We start from the raw sequence: 22,967 nt of genomic DNA, 5'->3' as shown, positions 1-22,967 counted from the left end.
CGGGCCATGGCCACAACGGTAAAAGATGTTGCCACGATGGCAGGAATTTCAGCCAGCACAGTCTCGCGCGTGCTCAATGGGTCATCCCATGTCTCCCAGAGCACACGAGAAAAAGTGATGCGTGCGGTGGAAGTTCTGAATTATAGCCCCAATACATTGGCACAAGGACTGAAAGGCGGAAATTCTCGGGTCATCGGTTTGATTATGCCCTACATCGGGACGAGTATCACCAATTATGCCACTTGCGGTGTAGAACAAGCCGCAAGAGAGCGTGGTTATACTGTGATGCTTTGCAATACCAATGAAAGTTTGCTCAGTGAAAAAGAACACGTAGAACTATTAATTAAGCGCGGAGTAGATGGGATTATCTTTGCCACAGTCACCAAAAGTTTGGCACATCAAGACCATATTCGCACAGTGTTTGAATCTGGATTACCTGTGGTGAATATGATTCGGCGGATGAAAGCAGGGAGTCAAGTGCCCACCGTGACCATTGACAATTATCAATGCGGATATGATGTGGCGGAAGAAGTGATACGCCAAGGCGGACGCCATGTTGTGATTGTAGAGCAACAAGCCACATTTTATCTATACGATGAACGGGTAGATGGTTGCGTGGATGCGTTGCAAAATTGTGGGATTAAACCGGTGATTTTGTCTAGTGCAACAGAAATTTCGGCCTATTTGGCCAGTGGTGCGGCACTGGATCATGTAATTGCCGTCAATGATAGCGTGGCAGCCAAAACCATCACGTCCATCGTTCGTGCTGGGAAATGTGTGCCCCAAGATATAGGTGTATTTGGATTTGGGGACCTGGAAATCAGTCGCTTATATAATCCGTCTATCTCCACGGTAAAACAGCCTTTTACAGAAGTGGGGAATCAGGCCTGTCATTTGTTGATTGATAAAATAGAAAACCCAACATTGGAACAAGAACGAGAAATTTTGCTCCAAGGAGAATTAATTGTCCGAGAGAGCAGTCGATGACAATAACCCCGTGCTTCATTTTGTTGTATATAAAATAAAAAAGCCCCAGATTTTCGTCTAAAACCGAAAATCTGGGGCTTTTGTTTTTTTATAGATATCCAAATAGGCTGGATAAGCGGCTGGTGGCTGACATGAGCACGTCTTTGTATGCTTCCATATCTTCACGGGTCACATTGTTGCCACTGATGCTGATGGCGCCCACTATGCCACCGTTGTGGTCACGGACGATGGCGCCAATACAGATAACATTATACTCATTTTCCTCCACATCAAGGGCATATCCTTGTTGGCGGATTTCGCTGATATCTTGCAATAGGTTTTGGCCTGTGGTGTGGGTGAATTTGGTGAAGGCCTTGATATCAATCTGTTCCCATTTGTCTATGATTTGTTGGTTGGAATAGGTTGACAATATGGCCTTGCCTGCACTGGTGCAATATAGGGGGGCGCGACGACCCACTGTGGTGTAGACGGAAAAAGACTGGCTGTTGGTGTGGGTGCTGCGAATGCAGAGCAGCTCATTGTGATCTTCGATGGAAAACTGGGCGACGCGCCCTGTTTTTTCGCATAATTCTTGTAGTGTGGCAGTAATCAATTCCATGCGGTCAATACGGCGCAGAGCGCTGGAACCCAATTCGTAGGTTTTCAAAGATAAACTGTAGGCACCGTCTGCATTTTTATCTAAATAACCAATACTGGACAAGGTGTTGGCCAAGCGCAGGGTGGATGGTTTGTTTAGACCCACTGCTTTGTGTAATGCGTTTAAACTCATGACACCATTTTTTGCCACTGTTTCTAGCAAAAGAAATGCTCGCTCGACGGATTGTACGCCGTCAGGTGATTTGCTTTGCTCCATTTTGTGTATACCTCGACTTTTCATTTCAAAATACTGCGGTTTATTTCAGTATTCTGGTAATTCTATTATAGCATTGTTGACACTATATACAAGTCGTGATTTTGCACAAATAAATAGGGTTAAATCAGTTATTTTGTGTAGCACCTTGTTGTTTGGGTTTGAAATAAAGCGAAATAATTGTTGTATTTTGAAACGCTAATGATGATTACTGTTCATTTGTATACAAATTGTGAATTTGTACAAATTAATATTGCAAATTATGTGGAATTTTCTGTTATAATATGGTTGATTATGTATTGCATTTTGGCTTTTATTGGATTATAATTTTATTTATGGAAGACAGCAGATATAGGGAGAGAAAAACCATATATAGGAATAACAAATGTAATAAAAAGGAAGGTGTGGTGTAATACAATGGAAGAAGCTAAACGTGGCGTAAAATTATCTATGTTTACCGATGGAGATTTGCAAAAAGTGCATGATTTGTCCATGAAGCTACTGATGGAAAACGGCATTCAGTTCCCCTCTGAAATGGCTTTGGCGCTATTTCGTAAAAATGGATTCCGTATCGATGGGCAACAGGTCTATATGACGGAAAAGCAAGTGCGTACCGCGCTGGAAACTTGCCCCTCCCACTTTATGTTCCGTGGCCGCAATCCTGAACGCAACCTCGATATCGGCGGCGGTGACATGGGCATCCCAGGGCCAATTGGTCCCACCAAAGTTTACTCTTTAGATCATGGCCGTCGGGATGGCACACTGAAAGACGTAGAAAACCTATGTAAAATCTATCAGGCCAGCCCAGTGATGACCATGAACAGCAACAACGGCGTAGAGGCATTGGATATCCCAGTGGAAACAGGCCATTTGGAGATTATGCGCGCAGTGTTGCGCCACACAGATAAACCATTTTACACCAAGCTCTTTGACTATAAGGCCATGCACGAAGCCATCGATATGACGGAAATCGTGGTGGGTGAAAAGTTGGAGCGAGGTTCAAATGTTTATATAGGCCCCGGTTCTTGTCCCTCTCTTAGCCCCATGGCATTCGGGACTGAGGTTTGTGAAGACATCATTGCACTGGCAGAGCGAGGTCAACTTGTCACCATTGGCAGTGCCACCAGCACAGGGGTTACAGGTCCTTACTTTGAATACGGCTTGCTGGTGATGCAAAATGCTGAAATTCTTGCAGGTGTTGTTCTGGCACAGTTGGTCAATCCCGGTAACCCTGTTGGCTATGGCACGGGTGCTGTCACTGGCAATCTGCGCAATGCCACCTATTGCAGCGGTTCTCCAGCTCGCGTATTTTTGCAATTGGGTTCTTTGGAGTTGGGCAAACGGATGTACAATCTACCTGCTCGTGTTTTAACATTTGGTACTGAGTCTGTCAACGTGGATGTGCAATGTGGCATTGAATGTTATGAAGGTTCCATGGCCAATATGTTGGGCGGCGGGGACTATATGCTCTCAGAAATCGGTACATTGGAAAGTCTGATGACCACATCCTATGAAAAAACCATTCTTGACGAAGAAGTTGCCGCCCGTCTTCTCCTTTTGCGCAATGGTATGAATATCTCCGATATGGCGGCCTCTGTGGAGACGATTCTTCGCGTAGGGAGCTGTGGTACATTCCTTACTGAATTGGATACTAGAAAAAATTGCCGCAAAGCATGGGAACCAACTTACACCCAATGGGATTCTGGCGTGCAAAAGCGTCCTGTGGAAGAACTGGATTATGTGCTCAAACGCGCCAATGCAGAATGGAAACGGCGTTTGGAAGAAGCCCCTGAGACGATGCTGGATGAAGGCACAGAGGAAGCTCTGGCTGATTATATCAAAACACACACAAAATAAGGAGGTCAACTTATGGCTAAGGCAAAAGCAACAGCCAATGTGGAACTTTGCAAAGGATGTCGGCTTTGTGTAGGGGTCTGTCCCCGACAAGCGATTATCCCAGAGGAAACGTTAAACCGCAAAGGCTATGAAATTATCTCTATCGATTTGGAAAAATGTATTGGTTGCGGGATGTGCTATAAAATCTGCGCCGATTATGTATTTACTGTAGAATAAGAGGATGGATTATGACAAATAATTATACATTGATGAAGGGTAATGAAGCCATTGCTGAGGCAGCAATCCGTGCAGGATGTCGCTTCTACGCTGGTTACCCAATCACTCCACAGAGTGAAATTTTGGAATACATGGCAGCTTATATGCCAAAGGCTGGTGGCACCTTTATTCAAGGTGAAAGCGAAATTGCCAGCATGAGTATGCTCTGGGGCGCAGCCGCCTGTGGCGAGCGCTGCATGACCAGCTCCTCTGGCCCCGGTTACGATTTGAAGCAAGAAGGCATTTCTTATATGGCTTCTTACAACTTGCCATGTGTCATCGCAGATGTGATGCGTTATGGCATCGGTGACGGTGAAATCACAGAAGGTCAAGACTCGTATTGGCTGGCAACCCGTGGCGGTGGCCATGGCGATTCTCGCCAATTGGTGTTGGCTCCAGCCTCTGTGCAAGAATGTGCTGATTTGACCTATCTGGCCTTTGATTTGGCTGAAAAATATCGCAATGTAGCCATTATCCTCAGCGACGGTGGCATCAGCCAAATGATTGAAAAAGTGGTGCTCCCTGAAGCCAAGGAACACGATAAATCCAAATTTGACTGGGCCATCAAAGGCTATAAAGCCAAGGATGAGCCAAAAGTCAAGGTGACCAATTTAGACCGCTCCATGGACTATGCTACATATGATGCCATGATGCGCGACAAATTCAAAACCATGTTCGAAACCGAACAACGCTGGGAAAACTTCCAAACCGAAGATGCAGAAATTGTGTTGGTGGCCTATGGGATTTCCTCTCGTACTTGCAAAACTGCAGTCCGCCGTGCTCGTGCCGCTGGCATGAAACTGGGTCTTCTGCGCCCCATCACTGTTTGGCCGTTCCCTCGCAAGGCATTTGAACAACTGCCTGACACGGTGAAGGCTTTGGTTACTGTGGAGATGAGCTTGAGCACCCAATTGGGGTTGGATGTGCAATTGGCCACCAATGGTCAAACACCACTCTATAGCTATCTTACATCTAAATACGTCCCCACCGCACAAGGTGTGGTCGACTACTGCCAAAGCGTCCTAGACGGGACAGCCCAGAAAATGGAGGTTTATTGATATGGCAAAAACACTAAAAAAGCCAGAGATGATCAACCAACAAGTGGGTTGGTGTGGTGGCTGTGGCCACGGGATTATCCAACGTTTAATCGCTGAATGTTGCGAAGAATTGGGTCTTGTGGAAAAGACCATCCAATGTGTGGATATCGCCTGTGCCTACTGGTCCATCGATACACTGAACTGTGATGGTATTGCAGGCCCTCACGGCCGTTGCGCCGCTGTGGCCACCGCCATTAAAAAAGTACATCCAGAGTCCAATGTCTATGTCCATGCTGGCGACGGCTGTTCCTATGTCATCGGCTTGTCTGAAACCTGCTTCACTGCCCAACGCGATGTGCCCATCACCATGATTGTGGTCAACAACGGCATCTTCGGCATGACAGGTGGTCAACTCTGCATCGCCACCACCTTGGTGGGCGATAAGACCAAAAGCTCCAAGGCTGGTCGTAGCGATGAGCAATTTGGCAAACCATTTGATATGCTGGAAGTGCTCTCTAACTACGATATTGAATATGCCGCTCGTGGCGCACTGTATGACCCCAAACACATTGACCAAACTAAGAAAATGTTGATGAAGGGCTTCAAAAACCAAATGGAAAACAAGGGTTTCTCCATCATTGAGATTTTATCTCCCTGTCCCACAAACTGGAAAATGTCACCTCAAGAATCTATGGATAAACTCCGTGATGAAAACGAGAAGATTTTCCCTGTGAAAGAATATGTAGACCGAGGAGGGGTGCAAAATGGCTGATATTATGTTGGGTGGCATCGGCGGACAAGGTGTTTTGACCGCTGGTAAGATTTTAACTGAAATCGCTGCTGCTGTTGGTGAAAACGTTTGTTGGACCAGCGAATACTCCGCTGAAATGCGTGGCGGCTTTGCTTATAGCCGTGTGGTTATCTCCCAAGAGGAAATCGGCAGCCCCTATCCTGACCAATTGGACGTTCTGGTGACCATGGATCAGGCTACATATGATAAATTCAATGAAACTGTGGTGCCCAATGGTTGCATTGTGGTCAACAGTGCCGCCTTCCCAGAAGGGTTTGCTTTCCGCTCCGATGTGAACATTGTCTCTGTGGATGCACCTCATCTGGCTGCCCAAGCCAAAAATCCCCGTGGCGCCAATCTGGTGATGCTAGGGGCTATGGTGGCAAATACAGATATCATCCCAGCTGATCGTTTTGCTGAAATTTTGACCCAGTATTTTACCGCCAAAGGCAAGCACGTAGAAGTCAATCTTCAGTGCTACTATCTGGGTTACGGTCAGCAGTAATAGGAGGGCATTATGAACTTAGAAAAACTTCTCAATCCACGGAGTGTGGCCATTGTAGGTGCCACTGAAAAACCTGGCTTCGGTGGTGATACCACACGGAACTATTTGCAATTCTCCAAGGATTTAGACCATCTCTATCTGGTCAATCCCCGTGGCGGCGAATTGTTTGGCCGTAAGGCCTATACCTCTTTGGCTGAAATTCCAGAAGATGTGGATATGGTCATTTTGTGCACACCTGAGAAAACCATTTTGGGTTTGTTGGAAGAAGCAGCAGCCAAAAACTGCGGCGGCGCAGTGGTGTTTGCCAGCGGTTATGGCGAAGTGGGTGCTGAGGGCAAAATCAAAGAGCAACTGCTGATTGAAACTGCCAACAAATTGGGCATCGCCATTATGGGTCCCAACTGTGGTGGCTTCGCCAACTATGGGTTGGGTCGCGTGGCCTTTGCCTTCTTGATGGAAGATCGGGAACGGGCAGGGAATATTGGTCTGGTGTCTCAAAGTGGACAAATTGCCTTGAGCGGTTTGGATACCATGCACTATGGCTTTAGCTATGTGATTTCCTCTGGTAACTCTTGTAACGTCTCTGTGGAAGAGTATCTGGAATTCTTGGTAGATGACGATGGCACCAAGGTGGTTTGCGCTTACATGGAAAGCGTGAAAAAGCCTGCTGCACTGGCACGGTTGCTAGATAAAGCCGCACGGAAGAAAAAGCCTGTGGTGTTGCTCAAAACTGGCCGTTCTACCAAGTCTCAAGAGTTGGCAGCTTCTCATACAGGCGCCCTCTCTGGCTCTGATAAGGTGTTGCGTGCCATGTTCAAACGCTATGGCGTCATTGAAGCAGACGATATTGAAGAGATGTATAGTCTGGCGTTGACATTCTCCACAGCCACATCATTGCCAAAAGGCGATCGCATCGTGTACATGAATGTCTCTGGTGGCGAAGCAGGGGTCACCGCCGATTTGGTGGATGATTTCAAATTACCTCTGGCAGAGTACAACCCCGAAACCAAGGCAAAACTCCAAAGCTTGGTGCCATCTTATGGCTCGGTGAACAATCCCTTTGATATGACCGCTGGCATTGGCTATAACACACCTGCTATGGTGGAAGCCATGGAAGCCATTTCTGCGGATGAAAATGTGGACGCCATCTGCATTGACTATACCATCACCCCTCAAATTTGGGATCAAACCATTGCCTATATGGTCAAAGCGGTGTCCATTGTCCGCGAAAAAGAGACCATGAAGCCTGTTTTCTGGTTACCCTTCGTCTCCCACAGCCGTCATGTGGAAAGCATTGAATCCTTGGCAGCCGCTGGTGTGCCTATGTTGCCAACAGGCTTGTATGGCTGTCGTGTGTTGCGCAAAGTGTTGGATTTTGCAAACTTTGAATACCAACCATTCACCCCCTCTATGGTAGCGCCAGTGGGTCAAACGGCCAAGGCATTGAGCGAAGTGGATAGTCTGTGCTTCTTGGAAAAACACGGCGTTGTGATTCCACCCCAAGCCACAGCAGCCAACACTGAAGAAGCCATGGCACAAGCCAAAATTTTGGGCTATCCTCTCAGCGCCAAGGTGGACTCTCCAGACATTCTCCATAAGTCTGATGTGGGTGGTGTGAAGCTCAATATCCGCAACGATGCAGAACTTTGTGCCGCATTTGATGCCATTATGGAAAGTTGCACCAAGGCCAAGCCTGATGCTATGATTCACGGTGTGTTGTTAAAACCCATGCTGGAACTCGGCGCAGAAATGATCATCGGCGTGAATAATGACAAGGACTTTGGCCCCATGATTGTGGTGGGTATGGGTGGCGTTTTCGTGGAATTGCTCCACGATGTGCAAATGCGACCTGCACCTGTCAATCACCAAGAGGCCATGGAGATGTTGGAACAATTGGTGTCTTATCCCTTGCTGACAGGGTATCGTGGCAGTCAGCCTAAAAATGTCCAAGCGCTGGCAGATTTGTTGGTCTCGATTAGCCAAATGGCCAGTCAATGTGCAGACCAAATCAAAGAGCTGGACATTAACCCTGTGTTTGTTACCCAAGATGGTGTGTCCATTGCCGATGCGCTGTTGATTGTCTATGAAGATGGGCAATAAGGCAAGTATCTGTCTTGTCTAGCTACAGATTGCAAGCCCCAGTGAAATGGGATGAAATCTGTATTTATATAAAGCTGATTTCAGCAAAGTGTAACCCTGTGTTGACAGACAGTTTTCTCTGTCTGTCAACACAGATACAAATAATGAGTTGGAAATTTTATTGAAAAGGAGATAAAAGTATGAAACTGCAAACCCTAGTAAGTCCCACTGCACCAGCAGCCATCGGCCCTTATTCTCACGGGCGTAAGTTCGGTGATATGATTATCACATCTGGTCAGGTGCCTTTCCGTAAGGATGGTACCATGGAAACTGACATTCAACTGGCAACACAAATTGTGCTGGAAAACCTGTTGTCTGTGGTAGAAGCTGGCGGCGGTCGCAAAGATTCCATTGCAAAAGTGGATGTATTTGTCCGCGATTTGGGTGATTTCGCAAAAATCAACCAAGTCTACAGCGCTTTCTTTGGAGAACTCAAGCCAGCACGCGTGTTGGTACAAGTGGCAGACCTACCCGCTGGCGCTGGTCTCGAAGCCGCTGTAATCGCATTCGTGGTTGACTAAGGACAATGTTTTAGTTTGCGTATAAGAGAAGAGGGTAGACAGAGTATGTTCTAGAAAGAAAGGAAATGCAACTATGAAAAAATTAATTGACGAAATAGATATACAGACATTTCTCGCACCAGCAATTATGGTTTTGATTGTCTTGACGTTTGGGGTCGTCGCCCCAGATAAGTTTGGTGACATCATCATGATTGCTTTTACCTGGATTACTACCCATTTCGGTTGGTTCTACGCACTTGGTACCACAGCTTTGATTTTCTTCTGTTTCTGGGCTGGCTTTAGTAAAGTCGGTAAGATTCGTCTTGGTGGCAAAAACGCAAAGCCTGATATGAAGATGGGCTCTTGGATTGCCATTACCTTCACCTCTGGTATGGCACTGGGTGTCGTTTTCTATGGTGTTGGCGAAGGCCTGATGAACTACATGACACCTCCCGGCTTCACTGGCTTGGAAGGTGGCACTGCACAAGCTGCTGAAGAAGCTTTGAAATATGTGTTCGTGCACTGGTGCTTCCAACCATATGCTATTTATACGGCAGCTGGCCTTGGTTTTGCCTTTGTTTATTGGAATATGAATCAAAAATTCTCCCTCAGTGCTGGCCTATATCCTCTGGTCGGGGAAAAAGCATACGGCTGGAGAGGTAACATTGTCAACTGGCTGTGCCTGTATGTGATGGTGGCGACTCTGGGTACAAACGTAGGTTTGGGTACATTGCAATTGACCAGTGGCATTGACTATGTGTTTGACTTTAGCTATGACGCTGTTGTTATGCAAATGGCTGTGATTATCACCTTGGCTGTCATCAGTATTACCGCTGCTTGTACTGGTATTCACAAAGGTATTAAATATATCAGTGTCACAAATATGTATATTTTTGCAGCTATTTTGATTTGGGCATTCTGCTTCGGTGGTACTGACTTCATCTTGGCCAACACTGTAACTTCTGTTGGTAAATATCTTGATATGTTCTTGCCACAAGCTTTGTATTTAGACCCCACTGGCATCAGCACTTGGATCAGCGACTGGACGATTTATTATTGGGCATGGTGGCTGACTGTGGCACCTTTGACTGGCTTGTTCCTTGCTAAGTTGGCAAAAGGCCGTACGATTCGTGAATTTGTTCTGGTGAATATGTTTATCCCCATTGGTTTTGTTGTTGTGTGGTTCGGTACCTTCGGTAGCTCTGCCATTTTCCAACAAATGATGGGTAACGACATTTGGGGACAAGTAGAAGCATTTGGTTTCCCTGTATCTTTGTTCGCATACCTCAACACTCTGCCTTGTAAGAGTATTTTGACTTTGTTGGGTTTCTTGGCTATCTTCTTCTCTTTCATTACACAATCTGAATCCATGACCTATACCATGGCTGGGATGACAGCGAAAGACAATTCTGCAGATGAAACTGGCGAACAAAAGTCTCCTCGTTTCTTGAAAGTTTTCTGGGGCGGTTCTATTTCCCTCATGGGCTTTATTCTCATTCAGTCTGGTGGGTTGAATGCTGTGCAAAAATCTGTTGTTATGTTGGGCTTGCCTATTTTGGTGGTTATCATCATCAACTGTATTTCTTTTGCTAAGGCTACAACCAACCGCGTGAAATATGACTATACCCTTTCTGACGAAGACCGTGAAAAATTGAAACTGGAAGCTGACGACGCTGTGTAAGCAACGTGTCATAAATCTTACAATATAAAGGCGTAATCATTATGGCTTATAAGAGCAAGTGGCAGACCTACCCGCTGGCGCTGGTCTCGAAGCCGCTGTAATCGCATTCGTGGTTGACTAAGGACAATGTTTTTAGTTCGCATATAAGAGAAGAAAGTAGACTCTAAGGAAGCTTTGCATCACAGATGCCTTAGTGATAGGCAATCTGTTGCCAAGTTTCGCAGAATAATCTAGATTTACCCCTTTGTGTGGAGGAAAATAAATTATTAGGAGTGTATTATGGAAGAAAACAAAATTAAAAGACGGGTCAACCCTTCGACATTTTGGCCCCCAGCAATTTTAAGCTTAATCATGTTATTAGTCGGTACCTTTTTCCCTGAACAATTCGGTGTAGCCGTTGGCTATGCTATGAGTTGGGTTACTACATATTTCGGCTGGTTCTATGCCCTTGGTACAACCTTGCTCATCGTTTTTTGTATTTGGCTGTGTACCAGTAAATATGGTAAAATCCGTTTTGGCGGTAAAGATGCAAAACCAGAAATGTCTTTCTGGAAATGGTTTAGCATCGTGTTGACTTCTGGTATGGCTGCTGGCATCTGTTATTGGTGCGTTGCAGAACCAGTCACCTTCTTCATGTCTCCCCCTTCTTTTAATGGCATGGAAGGCGGAAGCGCTGCTGCAGCTGAAGCATCTTTGCGTTATGTCTTGATGCACTGGACACTCCACCCCTATGCTGTGTATGTCACGGCAGGTGTTGGTATTGCCTTTATGTATTGGAACTGCCGCAAGCCATTTAGCATCGCATCTTGTCTGTATCCTCTGTTCGGTGAGCGTGTCATCGGCAAGATGAGATATTGGATTAACGCACTTTGCGTATTGTGCATCGTCATTGGTTTGGGTACAACCTTGGGTCTGGGCATCGACCAAATGACTGTTGGCTTTGAATATATCACTGGCATCCAAGCCGACCCCAATGTGGTAGCTTTGGTAGTTTGCCTTGGCTTTGCAAGCATTGCTATTTTGGCAGCTTGTACAGGTCTACATAAGGGCATCTCTATGATCAGCTCTTTGAATATGTATCTGTTTATTTTCTTGCTGGTGTATGCCTTTGCTTTCTCTGGAGAAACCATGTTCATCCTCAACAACACCGTCACTGGTATTGGCCAATATCTGCAAAATGTGGTTGGTCAAGCATTCTATCTGGAACCTGCCTATCAAACTGGCTGGGTCAATGGTTGGACTGTGTTCTACTGGGCTTGGTGGATTGCATTTGCTCCCCTGATCGGCTTGTTCCAAGTCAAGCTGTCAAAAGGGCGCACTGTGCGTGAATATATTGTTGTAAATATGTTTGCTCCATGCATCTTTATTGGCCTGTGGATGGGCGTGTTTGGTAGTTCTTCCATCGCTATGGAATTGGCTGGCAACACCAACATCACAGATACAATGGCTACCTTGGGCAGCTCTGTTGCCTTCTTTGCTTATATCGAAAACCTGCCTCTGTCTGGTATCATCATGCCTCTTGGTGTGATTGCTATCATCTTCTCCATCGTGACACAAACTGAAGCTGAAATTTTGACCATTGCTGACGTTTGCGTTGCAACTGATGAAGAACTTGCAAAATCTGATAACTTTGCACCTCCTCACATCAAGATTTTCTGGGGTTTGATGATGAGCTTGATTGCATTTGTGCTTTTGTATTCTGGTGGTTTGTCTGCTGTTCAAACGGCAAGTATTGTGATGGGTCTGCCCATGTTGATGCTGTTGTTGATTATGGCAGTGGCAACTATAAAGGGATTTAGAAACTATAAGGAATATGACAAAACCTTGGCACCTGGCGAAGATTACGACTAAATAATACTTTACATTTAAAATTTTAGGAGGATATTTATTATGGGTTTCAAAAGAATGTTTGATGCAGTAGAGTGTCATGAAGGCGAAGAGTTGCGCGTTATCACCAGTGGGGTTCCCTCCATTCCTGGTAACACTGTTTATGAAAAAATGATTTGGTTGCGTGAAAATGACGACCAATTCCGTCTGCTTATGTTGCGTGAACCCCGTGGTTTACCTGCCATGTGTGCAAACTTGATTGTGCCAACCAATAATCCCGAAGCAGCAGCAGGGTTTATCATCATGGAACAAACTGAATATCCCATGATGAGTGGCGGTAATGTTATCGCAGTTGCAACTGCTTTGCTGGAAACTGGTATGATTAAAATGGTGGAACCTGTGACCGAATTTAATTTGGAAGCACCTGCTGGCTTGATTCATATTGTGGCAAATTGCGAAGCTGGCAAAGTGAAACGTGTCACCTTCAAAAATGTTCCTGCCTTTATTGTGCACCAAGATGCAGTGATTGACGTGCCTCACATCGGTAAGGTCACTGTAGACATCGCATGGGGCGGTATGTTCTATGTGTGTATTGATGCAACCCAATTTGAAGGCCTACGCCTTCTGCCTGAACAAGGCCGTGAAATCACTCGTATTTCTTCTCTGGTCACCAAGGCTGCCATGGATCAACTTCCCGTGGAACACCCTGATTATCCCGGCGTTGGCATCACCTTGTCCATCATGCACGAACCCCCAACGACTGAAGGCACCTATATGCGTTCTTCCAATGTTGTGTTGACTGGCGATGTGGATTTTGACAAGCCCGAAACTTGGACTGGCGCACTAGACCGTGGCGTTTGCGGCACTGGTACTTGTGCTCTGATGGCTGTTGAACACGCTAAGGGTAGATTGAAAGTTGGCGATGACTTTATCAACGAAGGCCTCTTGGGGATTCAATTTGTTGGTAAGGCAGTGGAAGAAACTGAAATCCATGGCCATAAGGCAATTGTTCCTACCGTCGGTGGCCAATGCTGGATTTATGGCTATAGCAAATGGGTTCTGGATGAAACCGATCCATTCCCCAATGGTTACACCATCGGCGATATCTGGTAATTTCCTTTAACTACTGTGATATCTGGTAAGTTTCCTTAAATACTGCAAAAAACCCTATGGGGTTGACTTTTCTACTAGAATAGTCAACATCCATAGGGTTTTTTTGTGGGTTTGTTAGCCAAATAATTCATCCACCACATCTTTGACTGTGGAAATTTTATCAAGCCGATAGCCGTTGGCACCTGTGAACACAAGGCCTTCTTGCCCTTGCACCACGTCTACCAAATATCGTGAAATGCAAAAGGGAATTTCCTTGGGATTGCATTTGGCCATGCACCCAAAACAGTGCTCCACTGGAATGCCTTGGCTGTAGGCACGGCGTAAAAATTCGTTTTCAATGGCACGGGCAGGCAGACCTACAGGGCTTTTGATGATGCGAATATCTTCCTCTTTCGCTTGAATAAAGGCATTTTTAAAGTTGGGATGGGCATCGCATTCCTCCGTGGTGATGAAGCGTGTACCCAATTGCACACCATCTGCCCCCAGAGATAAAATCCGCTCCACATCCGCTCTCGTATGGAGGCCGCCGCCAGCAATGATGGGGATGTTCACCCCGAATTCTGCTTCAAATGGGGCGATTACTTCTTTTACTTGGCGGAGGTTTTCCTCCAAAGATAGGTAGGTGCCGTCCATGGCCTCTTGCAATTTAAACCCCAAATGCCCACCAGCCAAGGGCCCTTCTAGCACCATGGCATCTGGCATCCGTTGGTGTTTTCGCCAAGATTTTAGCAGGATGTTGGCGGCTCTGGCAGAGGAGATGATGGGCACAATCCGTGTTTGGCTTCCTGCCACCAAGGCAGGCAATTGCAACGGCAATCCAGCCCCAGAGACGATGATATCCACCCCTAAAGCCACCGCTTCTTTCACATAAACATCGTAGTTTCTCATGGCAACCATGAAATTCATGGCGATGATATTGTTTGGGTTTTCTTTGGCGATGGCCACTTCTTTGGCGATGGCCACTTCTTTGGCCATGGCGCGGAGGTTGGCTGCCAAAGGATTCTGGGCAAAATCAGGCTCACGAAAGCCCATTTGTACCCCTGAGATGGTGCCGATGCCCCCTTGCTCGGCTACGGCTTTGGCCAAGCCGCCAAGAGACACCCCCACCCCCATGCCGCCTTGTACCAACGGCAATGATGGCGTTAAACCGCCTATGTTCAATGGTTTCATATCCATGCTCCTTTGATAGTTCAGTTTTTTTAATTAACTAGTACTAGTATACCTAATTTTGGGACAAATGTAAAGTGCTAGATTGTAAAATCTAGTATTAAATACTAGATGTCGTATAACTAGGTTAGAACGCATTGGAAACAAGAAATCCGTCAAGATTACAAAATGTAATCTTGACGGATTTCTTGCAAGAATATGGGTGGTTTTGACAAGGGGAGTTGGTTGTATTACCTTTGCTGCTATTGATGAAAAGAGAGTAAAATCAAGGGTCTTTTGATGTTCTAATCCAGTTTATTTGGGAGGTTTTCTACGAATATTCATGGATGAAAAGAAATGTGCATCAATCAATACGAAAAGTTATCAACATTTTCCACAGAGTTTTCCACATCGAAAAACCCTGTCATATCAAGTGTTTTTTAAAATTTGGACAAATTGTATTGGAAAATGGGAACCTAAAAGTAGAAAAATTCAAAGGAAAAATCAAGGTATTTTCTCTCTTTTACACAAAATTAACATGGAGATATACAGTGCATACAAATTGGAAATTATGAATAATTTAAAAATGCAATCCTGTGATGAGATTCTTGCAAAAAACGAGCCCTTGAAGCGTCACTTCAAAGGCTTGTTTGGGGTTAGCTATTTTTGTTAATGAGCACATCTTCCATAGCGCCCGTTGCCACGTTGCGGCATTGGACATACAAGGAGATGCGGTTGTCAGCGTCCAATGCGTTCCAGATTTCGCTGGCGAAGTCTTGGGCGGTGTTGGCGGTGATGGTGACTCTGCGTGGTTCCCCTTGGAAGGCAGGCAGGGGGTCAAGGTTTTCTTGGTAGGTGTGGATGAAATGACCTGTGCCAGCAAGGGCAGTGTCATAGTCAAACACAGAGCGGACGCAACAAGCGTCGTTGCCGTCTAGTGCCTTTAAAATAGAGAGCACATAGCCGCCACCGTGGCGTTGCAGGCCAGAGATGCGAGAGGTAAAGTGAGGGGGATCTGGCTCGAATTCACGGGTATTCAAAGCGGATTTAAAGGTTTTACCAGCCTTCAAATGTTCCCAAATGGTGTCGGTTTGGTCGCCATTGGTGACGATGGTCATACCTTCCCATGTGCGGACAGGGTGGTAGATGATCAGGCTGGGGTCAACCATTTTGGAAGGGTCAAAAGCCTCAGTTTGGATGCCGTCGTCGGTGCGAGTGAACACACGGTTGCGGCTATTTTCACTGCGCCCCATAATGAAATAGGCCAGCAGTTGGGAGGCGCCGTCAGCGCTTTGTCCCAGCACGATGCCCCGTCCGGGATAAGGCTTGCCAGTGAGCAGTTGGGTCATGGTAGACATAGAATGGTCTCCTTTTTTGGATGTTGGATTACAAACGAAAACGTAGGGAACGGTCTTGACCGTTCCGCCCACATGGCAGACACTACCCTCGGGAGCGGAATGGTCAAGACCATTCCCTACGCTATATTTTTATGAATTTCTTACGCTTGGGAATTGCTGGTGCCTGCGTCTTTGAGCATCACGTCGTGGGCACCACCTTCTACGATGGACACAGAGGACACCAAGGTGATGCGTGCTTTTTCACGAATTTCTTCAATGGACAAAGCACCACAGTTGCACAGGGCAGAGCGGATTTTAGACAGGGTGGTGGACACACCATCAGACAATGCGCCAGCGTAGGGCACGTAGGAGTCTACCCCTTCTTCAAAGCTCAGCTTTTTCTCGCCACCCATGTCGTAGCGTTCCCAGTTACGGGCACGGGCAGAGCCTTCGCCCCAGTATTCTTTCATGTAGTTGCCACCCACCAGCACTTTGGAGGTGGGGCTTTCGTCGAAACGAGAGAAGTAACGACCCAGCATAGCAAAGTCAGCACCCATGGCCAAAGCCAAGGTCAGGTGATAGTCTTGCACAATGCCACCGTCGGCGCAGATGGGGACATAAACGCCAGTTTCTGCAAAGTATTCGTCACGGGCCTTTGCCACGTCAATGACAGAGGTGGCTTGTCCGCGGCCAATGCCCTTGGTTTCACGGGTGATGCAGATGGAGCCGCCGCCGATGCCAATTTTCACGAAGTCAGCACCTGCGTCAGCCAAATAGCGGAAGCCGTCACCGTCTACCACGTTGCCTGCGCCCACCTTCACGGTGTCGCCGTAGGTTTCGCGAATCCAAGCGATGGTCTTGCCTTGCCATGCAGAGAAGCCTTCAGAGGAGTCGATGACCATCACGTCCACACCAGCTTCCACCAGTGCAGGCACGCGTTCTTGATAGTCACGGGTGTTGATGCCGGCGCCAACCACATAGCGTTTTTGGCTGTCTAGGAGTTCCAAGGGGTTGCCCTTGTGAGAGTCGTAGTCCTTGCGGAAGACGAAGGACACCAGATTGCCCTCTTTAGACACGATGGGCAGAGCGTTTAATTTTTCATCCCAGATGATGTTATTGGCCTCTTTCAAAGAGGTGCCTTCTGGGGCGTAAATCAGCTTTTCGATGGGGGTCATAAAGTCCACCACAGGGGTGGTAACATCCATACGGCTGACACGGTAGTCACGGCTGGTGACCAAGCCCAACAGCTTGCCGTTGCCAGTGCCATCGTCGGTGACAGGCATGGTGGAGTGACCAGATTTTTCTTTCAAAGCCAGCACGTCCGCCAAGGTGGCGGTGATGGACAGGTTGGTGTCGCTGAACACGAAGCCAGCCTTGCGGTTTTTCACCTTGCGCACCATTTCGGCTTGGGATTCGATGGATTGAGACACGAAAATGAAGGCAATACCGCCTTCACGAGCCAGACCAACGCCCATTTCTTCCCCAGAAACAGACTGCATCACAGCACTGACCATGGGGATATTCATGGTGAGAGAGGGCTCTTCCCCACGGCGGAATTTCACCACAGGGGTTTTCAAAGACACGTTGGCAGGGATGCAGGTTTCATCAGAATAACCGGGCACCAACAGGTACTCACTAAATGTGCGAGAGGGTTCAGAATAGAAAAAGGCCATAAAAATACCTCACTTTTCAAGTTTTTCATTGCACTGTGCAAAGGATACGGGCGACCACAGGTCGCCCCTACGATACAAATCCATATAACCGTATCTATCCCTGAATTGCAACATCCCTGTAGGGTCGACCTTTGGTCGCCCGTTTTCAGGCATGGAACAATCCTCTTTAAAATGCAATTTTATATTAAACTATAGTATACCAAATTTTTATCAAATTGCAAAGTATTTTTTTGCAGATTGGAACAGCTTCATGTCGTAGTCGCCCATGACATTTTGATACAGGTTGGGGCCAATGCGTTCGCTGTGACCCATTTTGCCCAACACACGACCATCGGGGGAGGTGATGCCTTCGATGGCCCAGATGGAGCCGTTGGGATTGTGGGCAATATCCAAGGTAGGATTGCCTGCGAAATCCACGTATTGGGTGGCAATTTGACCGTTTTCAGCCAGTTTTGCGCACAAAGCTTCATCGCATAAGAAACGGCCTTCCCCGTGGGAAATGGGCACAGTGTACACGTCGCCAGTTTGGGTCATGGACAGCCATGGAGACTTGTTGGAGGCGATGCGGGTGGACACGATGCCAGATTGGTGGCGACCGATGATGTTGTGGCTCAAGGTGGGGCAGGTGTCATCGGTGTCCATGATTTCGCCATAGGGCACCAGACCCAGCTTCACCAACGCTTGGAAGCCGTTGCAAATGCCCAGCATCAGGCCATCACGGTTTTTCAGCAAGTCCATAGTCACATCGGTGACGGCTTGGTTGCGGAAGAAGGCAGTGATGAATTTGGCAGAGCCATCGGGCTCGTCACCACCAGAGAAGCCACCGGGCAGGAAGATGATTTGGCTGTCTTGCGCCAACTTTACAAAGCGCTCAGCAGAGGCCACAATGTCGCTGCTGGTACGGTTGCCAATGACCATGATTTCAGGGGTCAAACCAGCACGTTCCACGGCTCTTGCACTGTCAAATTCGCAGTTGGTGCCGGGGAAGACAGGAATCAAAACCTTGGGCTTGGCGATGCCAATCTTAGGCGCAGGATAGGAAGAAGCAACAAAGCTTGGGGAGGGCACTTCAATCTTGGCACAAGGGGTTTGGGTGGGGTACACAGACTCCAACACGCCATCATAAATGGCGGTCAAGTCGCTGACTGCCACGGTTTCGCAACCGCAAGAGAGGAACCCACCTGCGGTGATGGTGCCCAGCACGGTGCCCATGCCGATATCGCCAGTGACTTCCAACAAGAAGCTACAAGGCATGGCTTCAAACAAATCGCCAGCTTGGGTGTCCACACTGTAGGAGAAGCCGTAGCCGTTGCCCATGGCGGATTTCAGCACGGAGATGGCGATGCCACCTGCGTCCACCACCGTGGAGGAGACCACTTTGCCAGTGGCAAGGGCGGTTTCCATGGCGTTGAGGGTATCGCAAATATCAGTGGGGTTTTGAGACTTGGGTTGCACCAAAATCACGTTGTTGCCCACGGTTTTAAACTCGTTAGACAGGATGGCGTTGGTGTTGCCCACGCTGACAGCGAAGGACACCAAAGTGGGAGGCACGTCCAAGTCGTTGAAGGAGCCAGACATGGAGTCTTTGCCACCGATGGCGGCGACTTTCAAGTCAAGCTGTGCATCCAATGCGCCCAAAACGGCGGCAACAGGCAAGCCCCAACGGCTGGCATCGTTGCCTAGACGGGGGAAATATTCTTGGAAGCTGAGCCAACACTTCTCACGGTGACCACCTGCGGCAATGACTTTTGCCACAGAGTCTACCACTGCCAAATAAGCGGCACCATAGGGGTCGGACACTGCCATGTGGGGGTCGCCACCCCAGGCCATAATGGAGCAAGTGGTGGTTTCACAGCCCAACACAGGCAACTTTGCCACCATGGATTGGGTGGGGGTTTTTTGGTGCTTGCCACCGAAGGGCATCACCACAGAGCCAGCGCCGATGGTGGCGTCGAACCGTTGTGCCAGACCAAACCGAGAGCAGTGACGCAAATCGCCAGCTTGTTGGGTCAAGGTTTCCACAAAACCGCCCATGTGGATGGTTTTTTCAGCGGTGGCAACAGGGATAGACACGGTGGCTTCTTTGAACGCACCGTTGGTGTCTAAGAAGGCACGGGACAAATCAGCCACACGTTGGCCGTTCCAGTCCATGGTCATGCGACCTGTGTCGGTGACCTCGGCAACCAAGGTGGCTTCTAGGTTTTCAGCGTTAGACAGAGCGATGAACCGCGCTGCATCCTTGGCTTCTACCACCACGGCCATCCGTTCTTGAGACTCGGAGATAGCCAGTTCGGTGGCGTCCAAACCGTCGTATTTTTTGGGCACGGCATTTAAGTTGATGGCCAGAGACTCGGACAATTCGCCCACAGCCACAGACACACCGCCAGCGCCAAAGTCGTTGCAACGCTTGATGAGACTCATGGCTTCGCCATTGCGGAACAGCCGTTGGAGTTTGCGTTCTTCAGGCGCGTTGCCTTTTTGCACTTCTGCAGAGCAGGTGGCAACGGATTGGGCATCGTGGCTCTTAGAAGAACCAGTGGCACCGCCACAGCCGTCACGACCAGTGCGACCGCCTACCAAAATCACCACGTCCCCTGCTTCTGGGATTTCACGGCGGACATAGTCAGCAGGCACAGCGCCCACAACAGCGCCGATTTCCATCCGCTTGGCGGCGTAACCAGCGTGGTAAATTTCATCCACCAAGCCAGTGGCAAGGCCAATTTGGTTGCCGTAAGAGCTGTAGCCTTGGGCGGCGGATTGTACGATTTTACGTTGGGGCAGCTTGCCAGCAATGGTGTCTTCCAAAGAGGTGCGAGGGTCAGCGGCACCAGTCACACGCATGGCTTGGTACACGTACCCACGACCAGCCAGAGGGTCACGGATGGCACCACCGATGCAGGTGGCGGCACCGCCGAAGGGCTCGATTTCAGTGGGGTGGTTGTGGGTTTCATTTTTGAACAGCAACAGCCAAGGCTTCATCTCGCCATCTTGGTCAACGTCGATTTTTACGGTGCAAGCGTTGATTTCTTCCGACTCGTCAATGGCAGGCAGGTTGCCAGTTTGTTTCAGATATTTTGCGCCCACGGTACCCATGTCCATCAAGGTGACAGGGCGAGCGTCTCGACCTGTTTCCTTGCGGATGGCAAGATAGCGGTCATAAGCTTTTTGCACACGGGCATCTTCGATGGTGATGGTATTTAAATGTGTGCCAAAGGTGGTGTGACGGCAGTGGTCAGACCAATAGGTGTCCAATAACCGCAGTTCGGTGATGGTGGGGTTGCGGTGTTCGGTGCGGAAATAGTCACGGCAACACAGCAAGTCAGCGCTGTCCATGGCCAGACCAAATTCGCTGATAAGACCAGTCAAACCTGCTTCATCCAAGTCGGTGAAGCCAGTGAGTACCATGGGTGGTTGTGGAGCTTCTGTTTCCATCACCAAGGTGGTGACGGTGTCCAAAGAGGCTTCGCGGGCTTCCACAGGGTTAATCACATAGTCGCGGATGGCGTTCAATTCTGCAACGGTCAAGTCACCGAACAGCAGGTACACCACGGCAGAGCGCACCAAAGGGCGCTCCCCTTGGGTCATCAATTGGATGCACTGGGCGGCAGAGTCGGCTCGTTGGTCAAACTGACCTGGCAGATATTCCACGGCAAACACAGCATCCCCAGCGTCAGGCAAAAGGGTGTACACGTCGTCTAATTGTGGCTCAGAGAGCACGGTGGTGACGGCGCGAGAGAAGGCACTATCGGCCAGACCTTCCACATCATAGCGGTTAATCAGGCGCAAATCGCTGAGGGCTGTGACGCCCAAAATGGTTTGCAGTTCCTGCAACAGGCTCTCCGCTTGGTGGCGCAGAGCAGATTTTTTTTCAACGTAAATTCTTTCAACCATGGTTTAAACCTCCAAGGCTTTCAATGCCGTCTGGCCAATGTCGTGGCGCAGATGGGCATCCTCAAAATGAATGAAATCGGTGGAATAGTAAGCCTTGTCAATGGCTTGGGCTAAGGTGGGAGCAGTGGCTGTGACCCCAAGGACACGCCCACCAGCGGTGACCAAAGTGCCGTCCACCATTTTGGTGCCAGCATGGAACACAGTGACGTTTTCATCAAAAGTGGGGGGTATTAAAATCTCTTTCCCAGAGGCGTACTTGGCAGGGTAACCGCCAGAGGCCATGATGACGCAAGCGGCGCTTTCGTCTTTCCAAGAAATGTGGACTTCGCCCAGAGTTTCATTGCGGACGGCTTGCATAATGGTCAGCAAATCGGTTTGCAACAAAGGCAACACCACTTGGGTTTCTGGGTCGCCAAAACGGCAGTTGTATTCAATGACCTTAGGGCCATTGGGGGTGAGCATTAAGCCAAAATAGAGACAGCCTTTGAAGGGGCAACCCTCTGCCACCATGGCTTTGATGGTGGGTAGGAAAATGGTTTCCATGCAGACCGCGGCAATGTCGTCGGTGTAATAGGGGTTGGGGGCAATGGTGCCCATACCGCCAGTGTTGAGGCCTTTGTCGCCATCCCATGCACGCTTATGATCCATGGAAGAGACCATGGGCATCACAACGTTGCCATCGGTGAAGGCCAACACAGACACCTCAGGGCCAGTGAGGAATTCTTCAATGACCACGGTGTTGCCAGCGGTGCCGAAGGCTTTGTCCTCCATCATGCCACGGACAGCGTCTAAGGATTCAGACACGTTTTGGCTGATGACCACCCCTTTGCCCAGAGCCAAGCCATCGGCTTTGATGACAATGGGGTGGGTGGCGGTGGAGAGGTAAGCGCAGGCTTGTTCCACGTCGGTGAACACCTGATAGGTAGCGGTGGGGATGGCATATTTTGCCATCAAATCCTTGGAAAAGGCCTTGCTGGCTTCAATGCGCGCGGCGGCGGCGGTGGGGCCAAAGGCAGGAATGCCAGCGGCTTCCAAGCGGTCAACGCAACCCATAGCCAAGGGGTCATCAGGTGCCACCACGGCAAAATCGATGCTGTTGGCAGTGGCGAAGGACACAATGGTGTCGATGTCAGTGGCCTTGCAGTCGATGCAGATGGCATCTTTGGCAATGCCACCATTGCCAGGTGCGGCATAGATGGTGGTGACGGTGGGATTTTCTTTTAATTTGCAGATGATGGCGTGTTCACGACCGCCACCACCGATGACTAGAATGTTCATATTGAAAGTCCTTTCGGCCCCACAACACCGTAGGGCGGGGTCTTGACCCCGCCGCAATGAGGTACGCACCAACAATGGAGGCACACTGGACGGCAGGGGCA

General features: G+C 48.5%; 18 protein-coding genes. 12 read left to right on the top strand and 6 right to left on the bottom strand.

Going from position 1 to position 22,967, the window contains the following annotated elements:
- Positions 1 to 6 precede the first annotated feature (6 nt).
- Positions 7 to 987: a LacI family DNA-binding transcriptional regulator gene (locus RFF05_RS05450; RefSeq protein ID WP_409969369.1), complete on the top strand. Its 981-nt coding sequence runs from the start codon at positions 7 to 9 to the stop codon at positions 985 to 987.
- 88 nt (positions 988 to 1,075) lie between these two features.
- Here RFF05_RS05450 and RFF05_RS05445 read toward each other — a convergent pair whose 3' ends face one another.
- A complete protein-coding gene (locus tag RFF05_RS05445; protein ID WP_409969368.1) occupies positions 1,076 to 1,840 on the bottom strand; it encodes an IclR family transcriptional regulator in 765 nt (254 codons plus the stop codon).
- Between the two features lie 414 nt (positions 1,841 to 2,254).
- On the opposite strand from RFF05_RS05445, the gene RFF05_RS05440 reads away from it, so the two are divergent.
- The 10 genes from RFF05_RS05440 to RFF05_RS05395 all read left to right on the top strand — a co-directional run bounded on the left by RFF05_RS05440 (position 2,255) and on the right by RFF05_RS05395 (position 13,541).
- Positions 2,255 to 3,694 (top strand): trimethylamine methyltransferase family protein, encoded by a 1,440-nt coding sequence (locus RFF05_RS05440; protein WP_409969367.1) that lies wholly within the window; start codon positions 2,255 to 2,257, stop codon positions 3,692 to 3,694.
- A gap of 12 nt (positions 3,695 to 3,706) precedes the next feature.
- Positions 3,707 to 3,910 carry a 4Fe-4S binding protein gene (locus RFF05_RS05435; RefSeq protein WP_409969366.1) on the top strand — a complete coding sequence of 68 codons (204 nt, stop codon included), beginning with the start codon at positions 3,707 to 3,709 and terminating at the stop codon, positions 3,908 to 3,910.
- Between the two features lie 11 nt (positions 3,911 to 3,921).
- Complete coding sequence (vorB, locus tag RFF05_RS05430) at positions 3,922 to 5,007, top strand: 3-methyl-2-oxobutanoate dehydrogenase subunit VorB (RefSeq protein ID WP_409969365.1); 1,086 nt, start codon at positions 3,922 to 3,924, stop codon at positions 5,005 to 5,007.
- 1 nt (position 5,008) lies between these two features.
- Positions 5,009 to 5,758: a thiamine pyrophosphate-dependent enzyme gene (locus tag RFF05_RS05425; protein WP_409969364.1), complete on the top strand. Its 750-nt coding sequence runs from the start codon at positions 5,009 to 5,011 to the stop codon at positions 5,756 to 5,758.
- Complete coding sequence (locus tag RFF05_RS05420) at positions 5,751 to 6,281, top strand: 2-oxoacid:acceptor oxidoreductase family protein (protein WP_409969363.1); 531 nt, start codon at positions 5,751 to 5,753, stop codon at positions 6,279 to 6,281. The genes RFF05_RS05425 and RFF05_RS05420 overlap by 8 nt, the downstream gene beginning before the upstream one ends.
- A gap of 12 nt (positions 6,282 to 6,293) precedes the next feature.
- Complete coding sequence (locus RFF05_RS05415) at positions 6,294 to 8,381, top strand: acetate--CoA ligase family protein (RefSeq protein ID WP_409969362.1); 2,088 nt, start codon at positions 6,294 to 6,296, stop codon at positions 8,379 to 8,381.
- Positions 8,382 to 8,560: 179 nt separating this feature from the next.
- Positions 8,561 to 8,941, top strand: coding sequence for a RidA family protein (locus tag RFF05_RS05410; protein ID WP_409969361.1), 381 nt, complete (start codon positions 8,561 to 8,563; stop codon positions 8,939 to 8,941).
- A 73-nt stretch (positions 8,942 to 9,014) separates the two neighbouring features.
- Positions 9,015 to 10,601 (top strand): BCCT family transporter, encoded by a 1,587-nt coding sequence (locus RFF05_RS05405; RefSeq protein WP_409969360.1) that lies wholly within the window; start codon positions 9,015 to 9,017, stop codon positions 10,599 to 10,601.
- A gap of 279 nt (positions 10,602 to 10,880) precedes the next feature.
- Positions 10,881 to 12,452 carry a BCCT family transporter gene (locus RFF05_RS05400; RefSeq protein WP_409969359.1) on the top strand — a complete coding sequence of 524 codons (1,572 nt, stop codon included), beginning with the start codon at positions 10,881 to 10,883 and terminating at the stop codon, positions 12,450 to 12,452.
- Positions 12,453 to 12,491: 39 nt separating this feature from the next.
- Complete coding sequence (locus RFF05_RS05395; RefSeq protein ID WP_409969358.1) at positions 12,492 to 13,541, top strand: proline racemase family protein; 1,050 nt, start codon at positions 12,492 to 12,494, stop codon at positions 13,539 to 13,541.
- Between the two features lie 114 nt (positions 13,542 to 13,655).
- Here the strand turns inward: RFF05_RS05395 and RFF05_RS05390 are convergent, their stop codons facing one another.
- Entirely contained in the window at positions 13,656 to 14,717 is a 1,062-nt protein-coding gene (locus RFF05_RS05390) for an NAD(P)H-dependent flavin oxidoreductase (RefSeq protein WP_409969357.1), read from the bottom strand.
- Positions 14,718 to 15,030: 313 nt separating this feature from the next.
- Here RFF05_RS05390 and RFF05_RS05385 point away from each other — a divergent pair, with 313 nt between their 5' ends.
- Entirely contained in the window at positions 15,031 to 15,360 is a 330-nt protein-coding gene (locus tag RFF05_RS05385; RefSeq protein ID WP_409969356.1) for a hypothetical protein, read from the top strand.
- On the opposite strand, the gene RFF05_RS05380 is transcribed toward RFF05_RS05385, so the two are convergent.
- The 4 genes from RFF05_RS05380 to purD form a co-directional block, all read right to left on the bottom strand.
- Complete coding sequence (locus RFF05_RS05380; protein ID WP_409969355.1) at positions 15,344 to 16,045, bottom strand: IMP cyclohydrolase; 702 nt, start codon at positions 16,043 to 16,045, stop codon at positions 15,344 to 15,346. The two genes, RFF05_RS05385 and RFF05_RS05380, sit on opposite strands and share 17 nt — an antisense overlap.
- Positions 16,046 to 16,185: 140 nt before the next feature.
- Positions 16,186 to 17,697 (bottom strand): IMP dehydrogenase, encoded by a 1,512-nt coding sequence (locus tag RFF05_RS05375; RefSeq protein WP_409969354.1) that lies wholly within the window; start codon positions 17,695 to 17,697, stop codon positions 16,186 to 16,188.
- 210 nt (positions 17,698 to 17,907) lie between these two features.
- Complete coding sequence (locus RFF05_RS05370; protein WP_409969353.1) at positions 17,908 to 21,588, bottom strand: phosphoribosylformylglycinamidine synthase; 3,681 nt, start codon at positions 21,586 to 21,588, stop codon at positions 17,908 to 17,910.
- Positions 21,589 to 21,591: 3 nt separating this feature from the next.
- Positions 21,592 to 22,866, bottom strand: coding sequence for a phosphoribosylamine--glycine ligase (gene purD / locus RFF05_RS05365; protein ID WP_409969352.1), 1,275 nt, complete (start codon positions 22,864 to 22,866; stop codon positions 21,592 to 21,594).
- Between the last annotated feature and the right edge of the window lie 101 nt (positions 22,867 to 22,967).

It is taken from the genome of Bengtsoniella intestinalis (genome assembly GCF_039719005.1).
In the GTDB taxonomy this organism is placed as follows: Bacteria; Bacillota; Clostridia; order Oscillospirales; family Oscillospiraceae; genus Oscillibacter; species Oscillibacter intestinalis.
This window is presented reverse-complemented; position numbering and strand designations above follow the sequence as displayed.